Genomic DNA, 13,429 nt, shown 5'->3' with positions numbered 1-13,429 from the left:
TCTTATTAATTAATAATTAGTGCGAATTAAATGAGCAAAACTATATAAACTTTTCTAATTAGCCAATTTTATTGAGTAAATATGTATATTTTTGTGAATTGAAATTTACAAGAACTGATGAAAGTAATAGTAGACGAAAAGGTGCCTTATATTAAGGATACTCTTGAACTATTGGGCTTCACTGCTGTTTATGTTCCGGGTGATAAGTTCAGCAATGAGATTATAAAAGATGCCGATGCATTGGTTATCCGAACCCGTACAAAATGCAACGAGGAACTTCTTAAAGGTAGTAGTGTGAGATTTATCGCTACTGCCACAATCGGTTTCGACCATATTGACACATCTTATTGTAAAAGGGCTGGAATAGAGTGGACTAATGCTGCGGGTTGTAACTCAGGAGCTGTGGAGCAATACATTCATTCGGTTCTTCTGCTGTTACAGAGAGATAAAGGCCTTTCATTGAAGGATTCAACAATAGGTGTTATAGGAGTGGGACATGTGGGTAGCAGAATTGCGAGAGTTGCAGGTGAACTTGGTATGAAAGTTTTGCTCAACGACCCTCCTAGAAAGGATGATGGCGAAGAAGGTTCGTAGAACTGAATGAGATCATGGAGAAGGCAGATGTAATCACTTTTCACACGCCTTTGACAAAGGATGGAAAGCATTCTACATATCATCTCGCCGATGCTAACTTCTTTTCATCATTAAAAAGAAGACCTTATATAATAAACACGTCAAGAGGTGAGGTTATAGATACACCTTTGTTGATAGAAAACATTTCATCTTCAAAAGTATCAGATGCAATTATCGATGTATGGGAGAATGAACCTCATATTGATATGAGGCTATTGAATATGGCATATATTTCAACTCCTCATATAGCAGGATACTCGGCCGATGGAAAGATTAATGCTACTCGTAGCTCGCTACTCTCATTATGCCAATTCTTTGGCTGAATAATCTTATATATCTTTCCCTGCCCCCATCACCTTTCAATAAGGGATCAGATTATTACAATGAGGGGTATAATTTCCTTGAGGTCTATAATCCTCTTGAAGATAGCGCTGTGCTTAAGAGCAAACCTGAAAATTTTGAAAAGATAAGAGGTGATTATAAACTTAGAAGAGAACTATAAAGGACTTTTCCCTGAATTAATTACTCATAGTCAAGGCTATGCTCTTATCCTAAGGCACAGTTTATTAATCCTAAGGCTTTGGATTATTGTCCAAAGCCTTAGGATTAATATTTCATGGTTTAGATAGAATAATATATTCAATCACTCTACCTATAATAATATTATGAGAGTAGTTTCTCTATTGTTTCAGGAAAGTATTTATACTCGAGTTTATGTACTCTTTCAGCTAAAGATTCGGCTGTATCACTATCCAGCACTTCACATTTTTCCTGTACAATTACCTCGCCTTTGTCGTATTCACTATTTATATAATGTATAGTGATGCCGCTCTCTTTGTCTTTAGCATCTAATACAGCTTGATGCACTTTTAGGCCGTACATTCCCTTACCTCCATATTTTGGTAGAAGAGAAGGATGAATATTTATTATATGGTTTGGGAAAATATGCAAAATCTCATCTGAGATCTTAGCCAGATAGCCTGCTAATACAATAAAGTCAATATCGTGCTCTTTTAGAACTTCCATTATTCTCTCACCCTGAAGTTCCTCTTTAGTCAAGAAAAGAGCATGAATACCAAGGGATTCCGCCCTTTTTATAACGCCTGCATTAGGTTTGTTGGTTATAATTATTGCCACCCTTATTGTACTATTTTCTAAGAAATAACGTACTATTCTTTCGGCATTTGTCCCTTCACCAGAGGCGAAAATCGCTATATTTTTCATGAAAAATAGACTTTAATGGTGCACACAAATTAAAAATGTGTGCAGTATAATGCAATTATTTGCTCGAATATTTGTTTAGCACAAGAAATATTTATTCCTTTGCAGCCACAAAGAAAATAAAATAATTCAATTTATTAACTAAAATTTTAAAGTTATGTCTGAAATTGCATCAAGAGTAAAAGCTATTATTGTTGATAAATTAGGTGTAGAAGAGTCAGAAGTTACAAACGAAGCAAGCTTCACAAATGATTTAGGCGCTGATTCATTAGATACAGTAGAATTAATCATGGAATTCGAGAAAGAGTTTAGCATCTCTATTCCAGATGATCAAGCAGAGAAAATTGCTACTGTAGGTGACGCTGTTTCTTATATCGAAGCTAACGCAAAGTAATTATCCCTATTTTATAATATGGAATTAAAAAGAGTTGTAGTAACAGGTCTTGGAGCACTTACTCCAGTTGGAAATACTTATCCTGAATTTTGGGAGAATATTCTTAAAGGTGTGAGTGGTGCAGGACCTATTACTCATTTTGATGCGTCCAAATTCAAAACTCAGTTCGCATGTGAGGTTAAAGGCTTCAATGCAACAGACTTCCTTGATCGCAAGGAGGTGAGAAAGATGGATTTATATACCCAGTTCGCTATAGTTTGCGCTAAGGAAGCTATTGAAGATTGTGGTATGGACCTCGAAAAAGAAGATTTAAACAGGATTGGAGTTATTTATGGTGTTGGTATCGGAGGTATTCATACTTTCGAAGAAGAGGTTATCAACTATGCTCTTACAAGAGAGACGGTTGGCCCTAAATTCAACCCATTCTTCATCCCAAAAATGATAGCTGATATTGCAGCAGGTCAAATCTCAATTATGTATGGTTTTCACGGACCAAACTTTACAACAACTTCTGCTTGTGCATCTTCATCAAATGCGATTGCTGATGCATTCAACTATATCCGTTTGGGTAAGGCGAATGCTATCGTTGCAGGTGGTGCTGAAGCTGCAATCTTTGAGGCTGGTGTAGGAGGTTTTAACGCAATGCACGCATTATCAACACGTAATGATGACGCTCAACATGCTTCTCGCCCATTTAGCGCTAGCCGCGATGGATTCATTATGGGAGAAGGTGCCGGCTGTCTTATACTTGAAGAGTTGGAACATGCAAAAGCTCGTGGTGCTAAGATCTATGCTGAATTAGCTGGTGTTGGTGCTTCTGCAGATGCATATCATCTTACAGCATCTCATCCTGAGGGATTGGGGGCTAAGCTTGTAATGCAAAATGCTTTGGAAGATGCAGGTATGAAACCTGAAGACATTGATTATATCAATGTTCATGGTACATCAACTCCTGTAGGAGATGTATCTGAGGTTAAAGCTATCAAAGACGTATTTGGCGATAATGCTTATAAACTTAATATCAGTTCTACAAAATCAATGACTGGTCACCTTCTAGGTGCTGCTGGTGCTGTAGAAGCTATAGCAAGTATATTGGCTGTCAAGAATGATATTGTACCTCCAACTATCAATCACGAAGAGGGTGATAATGATGAAAACATCGATTACAACCTCAACTTTACATTCAATAAGGCTCAGAAACGTACTGTTAGAGCTGCGTTGAGTAATACCTTCGGATTTGGTGGACACAATGCTTGTGTTATCGTTAAGAAATTTGTAGAATAACAGTGTACTGTAATATAGTAAATAGAATAAGACTTCTTTTTCGAAAGGATAGGGAGTCTTATTTTTGTTTTTATAGAATGCTTGGGTTCTTCCCTAAGAATATTAAGCTTTACGAACAGGCTTTACTGCATAAATCAATTCTTGTCAGGTCGGATAATGGGCGTCTTCTTAATAATGAGAGGTTGGAGTTCCTCGGAGATGCTATTCTAGATGCGGTAGTAGCTGACATTGTATACAAAAAGTTTGATGGAAAAAGAGAGGGATTTCTAACAAATACCCGCTCAAAAATAGTGCAGCGCGATACACTTAACCAAATCGGCAAAGAACTTGGCCTTGACAAGCTTATCAAATTCAGTAATCAACAATCTTCACACAACAGTTACCTATGTGGTAATGCTTTCGAGGCATTAGTAGGGGCAATGTATATTGACAGAGGATATAAAGCTTGTCAATACTTCATAGAGAATAAAATCATAGGGAAATATATTAACCTTGAGAAGGTATCACGTGAGGAGGTAAACTTCAAATCGCGTCTTATTGAGTGGTGTCAGAAAAATAAGTTGACAATAAGCTATGAACTTGTTAATGATGACTATGATAAGACCAATAGCCCAACTTTCGAGTGTAATGTACTTATTGAAGACCTTATAAGCGGCCATGGTGTGGGTTACTCAAAGAAAGAGTCACATCAGAATGCAGCACAGGAGGCACTGAAAAGGGTTAAGAATAATTCTGCTTTCGCAAAACAGCTGTTTGCTATCCGTGATAGTAAGATTGCTGCCGAAGAGCCTGCCGACAATGCTGTAGAGGAATCGGCTTCTGTTGAATCACAAGATACAGAGACAGCATAAATGCCTTAATTTCTCTTTCCTAAGATACAATCTTAAAATTCTGGCTTTTTCATAAATCACCAACAAAGATGCGGATTCAGTAAAGCTATTAAATAACCTATCATAAATTGTCGGTTATTTTCATAGCTAATAAATTCCAATAGCTTCAGACTTACTGCAACAGGTCAATCTATCACTTTCTGTGTCGATACTGCAACAATAAATTGCTCTATCCAAAACAGATGCCCATCTTACGTCCTTGAATTATCAAGTCATTATCTTGAGGAACTAATCTAAGCTTTCCTGCAACTTCATGTAGTGGTATAGAGCTGATGTCCGAACCATTAAGGGATACCATCCTATTGAACTGCTTATTTATAATAAGCTCTGTGGCATGCCCTCCCATCCTTGTTGCCAGGTTGCGGTCGAAAGCAGTAGGTGAGCCTCCTCTCTGTATATATCCTAGTACAGTCTCTCTAGTCTCGAATCCGGTCTCGTACTCTATCTCGTTTGCTATATACTGTGCAGCCTTCATATTGTTCTCTGTCTTTATCCCCTCAGCAACAACAACTATAGAGTATGGTTTACCTCTTTTAAGTCTGTTCATAATAGTATTCCCGATGTTGTGTATGTCGTACTCAAGTTCCGGGATAAGGATTATATCTCCTCCTCCTGCCATACCTGAGTAGAGAGCTATCCACCCTGCTTTATGTCCCATCACCTCAATAACCATCACCCTCTGATGAGACTTGCTGTTGAGTGAAGTCTGTCTATAGCATCTGTAGCAATAGTTACTGCAGAGTCAAAACCGAATGAGACATCTGTACCCCAGACATCGTTATCAATTGTTTTTGGAATAGAGATTACATTTACGCCAGTTTCTGCAAGTTTAGCAGCAGTCTTTTGAGTTCCGTTTCCACCTATACATACAATGCACTCCAAATTAGCCTTCTCAATGTTGCTTAACATTGTATTCACCTTATCCTCATCAACAGTGGAGCCCTTCTTCTTAAAAGGTTTCTCACGTGATGTGCCAAGTATAGTACCGCCCATATTGAGTAAGCCGGATAATGACTTGTCAGTAAGAAGCTCTATTTCGTTATCCAATAATCCACGGAATCCGCTATGGATGCCATAAACTTCTATGCCATAATTATTGATGGCTGTTTTGCAAACGCCTCTGATTGTTGCATTTATCCCAGGGCAGTCGCTCCTGATGTAAGAATACCTATCTTCATTGCTCCCAATAACTTATAATTTTGTCTATTGTAAAGATAATAAAAAACAAAAGTAAAGGCATAAAGGGCAAAAAAAATATTCTAATAACTTGAATTCATAATAATAAGGTTAAATTTGCAGATAATATGAATATTTTCAAGATGAATCCTACACCATTAATTAATTTACTTTTCAAACCGAGACAGAAAGCCATTTCTTCATATTATTGTGAGGCTGAATATATTCAGAATAAGGTTCTTAAGCGTTTGCTAAAAGATGCTGAAAATACTGAATGGGGTAAGAAATATAATTACTCTGGCATAGGCACTTATGAACAGTTTTGTAAGAATGTACCTATCCAGACTTATGAAGAGATTAAGCAGTATGTAGAGAGAATGCGACGCGGAGAGAAGGATATTCTCTGGCCGGGTGAAGTAAAATGGTTTGCTAAGTCGTCTGGAACAACAAATGACAAGAGTAAATTTATCCCCGTTTCTAAAGAGGGATTAAAAGATATTCATTACGCAGGCGGCAGAGATGCTGTGGCACTCTATATGCTTGCTAATCCAAATAGTAAGATGTTCTCAGGTAAGGGACTTATACTTGGCGGAAGCCATTCGCCAAACTATAATCTCAGTAGTAGTCTTGTAGGAGACCTTTCGGCTATTTTGATAGAGAATGTGAACCCTCTAGTAAACCTTGTTCGTGTTCCGGAAAAGAAGATAGCTCTTCTCTCTGACTTCGAGGAGAAGATGGAAAAGATAGCAAGAAGCACAATGGACCAGAATGTTACAAATCTTTCCGGAGTACCATCATGGATGCTTGCTGTTATTAAGCATATGCTAGAGATAAAAGGTACTAATGACCTTACGGAGATTTGGCCGAACCTGGAAGTATTTTTCCATGGTGGCGTTGCCTTCACTCCTTATCGTGAACAATATAAAAAGATTATTCCAACTCCTAATATGCATTATATGGAGACATATAATGCCAGCGAAGGTTTCTTTGGATTGCAGAATGACCTTACAGATAGCTCCATGATGCTTATGATAGATTATGGAGTGTTCTATGAATTCATTCCTATGGATGAGTTGGATAGCGAGAACCCCAATATAGTTCCTCTATGGGGTGTAGAGAAGAATAAGAATTATGCTATGGTGATCAGCACATCATGCGGACTTTGGAGATATCTTATCGGCGATACTGTCAGATTTACTAATACAAGTCCTTATAAGTTTGTCATATCAGGCAGAACTAAGCATTTCATTAATGCCTTTGGTGAAGAACTTATGGTTGACAATGCTGAGCAGGGTCTTAAGAAGTCATGTGATGCTACTGGCGCTCAGATAACAGATTATACAGCCGCTCCTGTGTTTATGGACTCAAATGCCAAATGCAGACACCAATGGCTTATTGAATTCTCTCAAAGGCCGGATTCTTTGGAACATTTCAGTGAATTGCTTGACTCTTCACTTCAGCAGATTAACTCTGATTATGAAGCCAAGAGACATAAAAATATTACATTGCAGCCTTTAGAGATTATTGTCGCTAGAGAAAATCTCTTCCATGACTGGTTGAAAGAAAAGGGCAAACTTGGAGGACAGCATAAAGTGCAAGATTGAGCAATAACCGTGATTATATTGATGAGTTGTTAAGTTTGAATAAATAAGAAATATGAGCTATTTCAAGAGATATAGAATCTTTTTCCTCCTTTTACTGATTATAGGGGTATATTCGTGTGCAAGTATCGGTCAGCCCGATGGAGGCGAATTTGATGAGGTACCTCCTAAATTCGTAAAGAGTTCACCTGCTCCTTTCACTGTAAACTTCAAAGGTAAGAAGATTACTATTGAGTTTGATGAGAATGTGAAGATTGAAAAAGCTTCTGAAAAGGTTATCGTTTCACCTCCACAGCTTGAAATGCCTGAAATAAAGGCAGTCGGTAAGAACATTACTGTGGAACTTCAAGACACCATCAAAGCAAATACTACATACAATATTGATTTCGCTGATGCTATTGTTGATAACAACGAAGGAAACCCTCTGGGCAATTTTGCACTGACCTTCTCTACAGGCAGTACAGTGGATTCTATGGAGGTATCCGGAACTGTACTGAATGCAAAGAACTTAGAACCTATTAAAGGTATATTGGTAGGACTTCATTCCGACCTTGCTGATAGTGCTTTTGTAAAGAAATCTTTCGAAAGAGTGGGCAGAACAGATGGTAGGGGACATTTCACAGTAAGAGGTGTAGCTCCGGGAAAGTATAGGATTTATGCGCTCATGGACGGTAACCAGAACTCACTATATGATTCAAAGAGTGAAATGATGGCTTTTGGTGACTCTCTGATAATTCCAAGTATGATGTCAAGTGAACGTCAGGATACTTTGTGGAAGGACAGTGTTCATATCGATACTATTAAAACTGTAAAATATACCCGTTTCTTACCCGATAACATAATCCTTAAAGCTTTCAGAGCAGAGAATGACAGACAGTTCTTTGTGAAAAGTCAGAGAGATAAGGAGAATCACTTCATATTGCAGTTCAGTGCTAAGGCAGATACTCTGCCTGCACTGAAAGGTTTGAATTTTGATGAGAGAGATGCCTTCATAATTGAGAAGACTAATAGGAATGACTCTATATGCTATTGGATAAAAGACTCGCTTTTATGTAACCAAGATACTTTAGAGATGAAGATGGATTATCTCTACTCAGACTCATTAGGGAACCTTGTTCCTAAGTGCGACACGTTATTATTGGTAAACAAATTCAATAAAGAACAGAGAGAGAAGTTTGCTAAGGTAGCCAAAGAGGAGAAAGAAAAAGAGAGGAAGAAAAAGAGTAAGAAGGGTGAAGAGTATGTTGAGCCGACCGCCTTCCTGAAGATGAACGCTGAAATACCTCAAACGTTCGATCTTGGCAAGAACATAGTTTTCTCATTCGAAGAGCCAGTAAGTAAGATTGATACGGCAGCTGTACATCTTAAGGTTAAACAAGATACAATATGGAAAGATGAACCTTTCCTTATTATGGAGGATTCCATAGTGCCGCGACGGTATAACCTACTTGCAGAGTGGCTTCCGGAGAAAGAGTATGAATTTACAATGGACTCTCTTGCAATTACTGGATTATACGGACTCAAGACAGATAAGTACACTCAGAAGTTCAAGATAAAGAAACTGGAAGACTATGGAACTCTATATCTCAATATTGTCGGAGCAGATAATAATGCTATCGTTGAGATGTTGGATAACAAAGAGGAGGTAGTTAGCAGTGTGAGAATAGGTAAAAATGGTGCTGCTGATTTCTATTTTCTGAAACCTGAAACAAAATACTATATTCGTTTGTTTAATGACAGGAACAATAATGGAATCTGGGATCCAGGAAACTTTGAAAAAGGTATCCAGGCAGAAGAGGTCTATTATTTCCCTAAATCATGGCAGATGAAGGCAAACTTTGAGTTTAACGAGTCTTGGGATATTAATGCTACCTCTTTTGATAGGCAGAAACTTAATGAGATAAAGAAACAGAAGCCGGATGAAGCGAAGAAGATTAGAGATCGCAATAAAGAGAGAGCAAGAAAATTAGCAAAATGAGAAAAAGCATAATTTCAATAATATTATTTTTTGCTTTAGTTGCATACGGATATGCACAATGTACTGCTGAAAATGACGCAGTTCAACCAGGAGAAAACCTAGTGTATGATTTGAAGTTTAACTGGAAGTTATATGGGTCGATGCTGGTAAGGCAAATTTGTCGGTACAGTCGGTGACTTATGATAACAAACCATGTCTTCGTACCTCACTCGTCTCTGTAAGCAATAAGAAGGTTGACTTCTTCTTTAAGATGCGTGATACACTGACATCTGTCTCTACAACAAATCTGGAGCCTTTATATTTCCGTAAAGGAGCAGAAGAGGGCAGCAGATATACTGTTGATGAGGCTTGGTTCAAGTATAATAATGGTGAGTGTATAGTTAACCAAAAACGTTTGCACAAGGATGGTAATATTGATACAAGCAGATATCAAAGCAAGAACTGCGTATTCGATATGCTTACTATCCTTCTTCGTGCACGATCATACGATCCATCAACATTTGTAACAGGACAGAAATTATATTTCCTTATGGCTACAGGCAAGAAGGTTGAGAAGGAGACTCTTATCTATAGAGGTAAGCAGAACTTTACGACTGATGCCGGAGTGACCTATAGATGCCTTGTTTTTTCACTTGTAGAATATAAGGGAAGAAAGGAGAAAGAGGTGATCACATTCTTTGTTACGGATGATAGAAACCATCTGCCAGTAAGGTTGGATCTATATCTCAACTTTGGTTCGGCAAAAGCCTTTCTTACCAAGGTAAGAGGAAACAAATATCCTTTGACATCAATAGTAAACAAATAAAAATCATCCTTGCTACAATGTAGCAAGGATGATTTTTATATAATTGGTATAGTAATTTTATACTATTTTACCTCCCAAATATCATTTGTCATAAGTAGTTCCTGGAAATTGTGATATTTCTTCTTCTCAGTAACTTCGTCTATCTGCTGGTGTACAGCATCATTGTATGTTGGAGCTTCTACATCTCTTATTACACCAAGTGCAATAGGGAAGTCAGGGCCTTCCATCAAAGCAAGTTTAAGCTGAAGAGTGTTGTCTTCACAATGAGCATCATGAACAAGTATATCTTTCTCAGTTATGCCATTCTCGCCAAGTTTTACAACTTTCAAAGAGAAACCATTCTGAGCAAGTCCGAATTCCTTATTCTCACCGAACAGCATAGGTTTTCCATGTTCAAGATAGATAGCATTTTTTGCTCTTCCCTCTTTTGTGGATACAGATGAGTGTGTACCGTCATTGAATATAACACAGTTCTGAAGGATCTCACAAACAGAAGCACCTTTATGACTTGCTGCTGCTTTAAGTATATCAATAGTTCCCTCTGCATCTGTTGCAACCGAACGTGCGAAGAAGTGTCCACGGGCACCAAAACAAAGCTCTGCTGGATTGAAAGGATCTTCTACTGTTCCATAAGGTGAAGATTTGCTTACAAATCCACGAGGAGAAGTTGGTGAGTACTGTCCTTTAGTAAGACCATATATACGGTTATTCAGAAGAATCATATTGAGGTCTATATTACGGCGAACTGCATGGATGAAATGGTTACCGCCAATGGCAAGTCCATCACCATCACCCGATACCTGCCAAACAGCGAGATCAGGATTTGCTACCTTACATCCTGTAGCAACTGCTGCAGAACGGCCATGTATAGTCTGCATGGCATATGTGTTCATATAATATGGAAGACGACTTGAGCAACCAATACCAGATATAACTGCTGTATCGTGAGGAGCTATTCCTATTTCAGCCATTGCTTTATGTAGAGAAGCTAGGAAGAAGTGGTCACCACATCCAGGGCACCAGCGAGGCTGTCCCTTTTTAAAATCTTTTGCTGTATATTCGTTCATCATTTTATTCCTTTTTATTTGTTCAAGATCTCTGTGAAAGCTTTAACAAGTTCGCTGACAGCAAAAGGTTGTCCTTTTACCTCATTATACTTGTAAGGTACAAATCCATCAATCTGTCCTTTTAGGTATGCTGCGAACTGACCAAGGTTCTGTTCAGCAACAACAACTTTCTTGTATTTCTTTAGAACTTCCGCACTGTTCTTTGGCAGTGGGTTTATATTAGTGAAATGAGCTAGTGCAACCTTTTGTCCTGCATTATTCATTTCCTCCATAGCAGAATAGAGATGTCCATAAGTACCTCCGAAGCCGACAATAAGAAGATCGGCATCAGCATTCCCCTCAACCTTTAAGTCTGGTACAGGAATCTTAGCTATCTTTTCAGCACGCAGACGGCACATCAAGTCATGATTATCAGGGTTTGTTGATATTGCTCCTGTGTTACTATCTTTTTCAAGTCCACCTAAGATATGCATATATCCCTCATTTCCAGGAATAGACCAGTATCTAACGCCTGTTTCAGGATTGCGCTTATAGGGAGTATAGCTATCCTTCATCTCTGCAGTAGCATAAGGAGGGTTAATCTCTGGGTAAGTTGAGAGATCAGGTAGTTTCCATGCTCCTGAACCATTAGCAACAAAAGCGTCAGTAAGCAATATTACCGGAGTCATATGTTCCAAAGCTATCTTACAAGCCTGGTAAGCAGCATCGAAACATTGTGTTGGTGATGTAGCAGCGATAACCGGCATAGGTGATTCACCGTTACGTCCATAAAGAGCTTGAAGAAGGTCGGTCTGCTCAGACTTTGTTGGAAGACCTGTAGAAGGTCCACCACGCTGAACATTTACAATAACTAAAGGAAGCTCTGTAATTACAGCTAAGTTTATTGCCTCTGATTTAAGACATACACCAGGACCTGATGTAGAGGTAACAGCAAGGTTACCGGCAAAGGCAGCGCCAATTGCAGTAGAACATCCTGCTATCTCATCCTCACACTGTACAGTTGTTACACCAAGAGATTTATGTTTAGAAAGCTCGTGAAGTATATCTGTTGCAGGAGTGATAGGGTATGAACCAAGGAATAGCTTAAGACCTGCTTTCTCTGCTGCAGCTATCAAACCATAAGATGTAGCCTTGTTTCCTGTAATATCCATATATTTTCCAGGAACTTTTACCTTAGTCTCAACCTTATATGTGTTGCTTACTGAAGCATGAGTGTTATGTCCATAGTTGTATCCTGCATGTAAAACCTTTATGTTTGATTCTGCAATAGCAGGTTTTTTTGCAAATTTCTCGCGGAGGAATGTCTCTGCGATATTTATATCTCTGTTGAATAACCAACATACTAGACCAAGAGCAAACATGTTTCTGCACTTCAGAATAGATTTGTTGTCCATTCCGCTATCTGCCAGACAGTCTTTTACCATCTGTGATATTGAAGCAGCAATAACATCTTGTTTGATTCCCATCTCTTCGATAGGGTTCTCTGTCTGGAAAGCAGCCTTCTCTAAATCTGATTTCTTAAAGCAGTCTGTATCTATTATTATGCATGCTGTACTCTTAGCGTATTTATATTGTGTTTTGAGTGCTGCTGCATTCATTGCTACAAGCACATCACATTTATCGCCCGGTGTGAAAACCTTTCTGGCACCAATATGTACTTGGAAACCTGATACTCCAGTTAATGAGCCTTGCGGGGCACGAATATCTGCAGGATAATCTGGGAAAGTACTTATATCATTTCCAACAGTTGCCGAAATATTTGAAAAGATGTTTCCGGCAAGTTGCATTCCGTCGCCTGAGTCGCCTGAGAATCTGATCACGACATGGTCCAATTCCTTGACTACTATTTCGTCTGCCATAATAAATTTATTTTAGTGAGTTACTAGATGCAAAGTTCGTTAAGTTTTATCAATTATCAAAGAAAAAATGAATAAATAATATATTATTGCATAAAAAACGAATAAATTGATATTTTTTTTGAAAGAATAAATAACGTTTTACTTACAAATGGATTACATTTTGTTTAGCTGTTTTTATAACTCTATTTGTGACTTGTCAAAAAATAGATTACATTTGCCCTCGATTTATCAAGGCCAGGTAGTTCAACGGATAGAATAGGAGTTTCCTAAACTTTAGATAGGGGTTCGATTCCCCTCCAGGCTACTAAAAGACTTTTATAACTATTTGGTTATAAAGGTCTTTTTTTTGCCCTAAAAAGCAAATATTCGGCAATTATTCTTCATAAAATAAATAATAACCATTTTAAGTTATAATTAATTTTTTATAGTGTTTTTATGTAGAAAATGTGTATGTTTGGTTTGTTGCTCAGGAGCTTGGAACCTGTAGGACATGCCACAACCATATAAATTGGGGATGGAAC

At 38.1% G+C, this 13,429-nt stretch carries 7 protein-coding genes, 1 tRNA gene and 4 pseudogenes; 8 read left to right on the top strand and 4 right to left on the bottom strand.

Annotated elements, in window-relative coordinates:
* The first annotated feature begins 117 nt into the window (after positions 1 to 117).
* Positions 118 to 1,135 (top strand): annotated as a pseudogene (gene pdxB, locus JCM15092_RS14355) (4-phosphoerythronate dehydrogenase PdxB).
* A 161-nt stretch (positions 1,136 to 1,296) separates the two neighbouring features.
* Here the strand turns inward: pdxB and purN are convergent.
* Positions 1,297 to 1,857 carry a phosphoribosylglycinamide formyltransferase gene (purN, locus tag JCM15092_RS00055; RefSeq protein ID WP_024992874.1) on the bottom strand — a complete coding sequence of 187 codons (561 nt, stop codon included), beginning with the start codon at positions 1,855 to 1,857 and terminating at the stop codon, positions 1,297 to 1,299.
* Between the two features lie 154 nt (positions 1,858 to 2,011).
* Here purN and JCM15092_RS00050 point away from each other — a divergent pair, with 154 nt between their 5' ends.
* From JCM15092_RS00050 to rnc, 3 genes are read left to right on the top strand one after another with little or no spacing between them, the layout of a single operon-like run.
* Positions 2,012 to 2,248, top strand: a complete 237-nt coding sequence (locus JCM15092_RS00050) for an acyl carrier protein (protein ID WP_024992873.1) — start codon at positions 2,012 to 2,014, stop codon at positions 2,246 to 2,248.
* Positions 2,249 to 2,266: 18 nt separating this feature from the next.
* Entirely contained in the window at positions 2,267 to 3,532 is a 1,266-nt protein-coding gene (gene fabF, locus JCM15092_RS00045) for a beta-ketoacyl-ACP synthase II (RefSeq protein ID WP_024992872.1), read from the top strand.
* 2 nt (positions 3,533 to 3,534) lie between these two features.
* Positions 3,535 to 4,383, top strand: a complete 849-nt coding sequence (gene rnc, locus JCM15092_RS00040) for a ribonuclease III (RefSeq protein ID WP_024992871.1) — start codon at positions 3,535 to 3,537, stop codon at positions 4,381 to 4,383.
* 208 nt (positions 4,384 to 4,591) lie between these two features.
* Here rnc and JCM15092_RS14350 read toward each other — a convergent pair.
* Positions 4,592 to 5,523, bottom strand: a pseudogene (locus JCM15092_RS14350) (ATP-dependent 6-phosphofructokinase).
* A gap of 218 nt (positions 5,524 to 5,741) precedes the next feature.
* Between JCM15092_RS14350 and JCM15092_RS14345 the strand changes: the two are divergent.
* The 3 genes and pseudogenes from JCM15092_RS14345 to JCM15092_RS14340 all read left to right on the top strand — a co-directional run bounded on the left by JCM15092_RS14345 (position 5,742) and on the right by JCM15092_RS14340 (position 9,982).
* A pseudogene (locus JCM15092_RS14345) lies at positions 5,742 to 7,249 on the top strand (GH3 auxin-responsive promoter family protein).
* A gap of 5 nt (positions 7,250 to 7,254) precedes the next feature.
* Complete coding sequence (locus JCM15092_RS00025; RefSeq protein ID WP_024992870.1) at positions 7,255 to 9,177, top strand: Ig-like domain-containing protein; 1,923 nt, start codon at positions 7,255 to 7,257, stop codon at positions 9,175 to 9,177.
* A pseudogene (locus JCM15092_RS14340) lies at positions 9,174 to 9,982 on the top strand (DUF3108 domain-containing protein). The gene JCM15092_RS00025 and the pseudogene JCM15092_RS14340 overlap by 4 nt, the downstream one beginning before the upstream one ends.
* A 62-nt stretch (positions 9,983 to 10,044) precedes the next feature.
* On the opposite strand, the gene JCM15092_RS00015 reads toward JCM15092_RS14340, so the two are convergent.
* Positions 10,045 to 11,049 (bottom strand): 2-oxoacid:ferredoxin oxidoreductase subunit beta, encoded by a 1,005-nt coding sequence (locus JCM15092_RS00015; RefSeq protein WP_024992869.1) that lies wholly within the window; start codon positions 11,047 to 11,049, stop codon positions 10,045 to 10,047.
* A 14-nt stretch (positions 11,050 to 11,063) separates the two neighbouring features.
* Complete coding sequence (locus tag JCM15092_RS00010; RefSeq protein ID WP_024992868.1) at positions 11,064 to 12,908, bottom strand: 2-oxoacid:acceptor oxidoreductase subunit alpha; 1,845 nt, start codon at positions 12,906 to 12,908, stop codon at positions 11,064 to 11,066.
* A gap of 232 nt (positions 12,909 to 13,140) precedes the next feature.
* Between JCM15092_RS00010 and JCM15092_RS00005 the strand changes: the two genes are divergently transcribed.
* Positions 13,141 to 13,212 (top strand) — tRNA-Arg (locus JCM15092_RS00005).
* Positions 13,213 to 13,429 lie beyond the last annotated feature (217 nt).

The organism is Phocaeicola paurosaccharolyticus JCM 15092, from assembly GCF_000613805.1.
GTDB classification, from domain to species: domain Bacteria; phylum Bacteroidota; class Bacteroidia; order Bacteroidales; family Bacteroidaceae; genus Phocaeicola; species Phocaeicola paurosaccharolyticus.
The sequence above is the reverse complement of the archived record's forward strand: the minus strand, read 5'-3'. Positions and strand labels throughout refer to the sequence as shown.

Coding starts and splice junctions, on each gene's coding strand:
- JCM15092_RS00015 (WP_024992869.1), bottom strand. CDS start 11,049: ATGAACGAATATACAGCAAAAGATTTTAAAAAGGGACAGCCTCGCTGG.
- JCM15092_RS00050 (WP_024992873.1), top strand. CDS start 2,012: ATGTCTGAAATTGCATCAAGAGTAAAAGCTATTATTGTTGATAAATTA.
- JCM15092_RS00010 (WP_024992868.1), bottom strand. CDS start 12,908: ATGGCAGACGAAATAGTAGTCAAGGAATTGGACCATGTCGTGATCAGA.
- fabF (WP_024992872.1), top strand. CDS start 2,267: ATGGAATTAAAAAGAGTTGTAGTAACAGGTCTTGGAGCACTTACTCCA.
- JCM15092_RS00025 (WP_024992870.1), top strand. CDS start 7,255: ATGAGCTATTTCAAGAGATATAGAATCTTTTTCCTCCTTTTACTGATT.
- purN (WP_024992874.1), bottom strand. CDS start 1,857: ATGAAAAATATAGCGATTTTCGCCTCTGGTGAAGGGACAAATGCCGAA.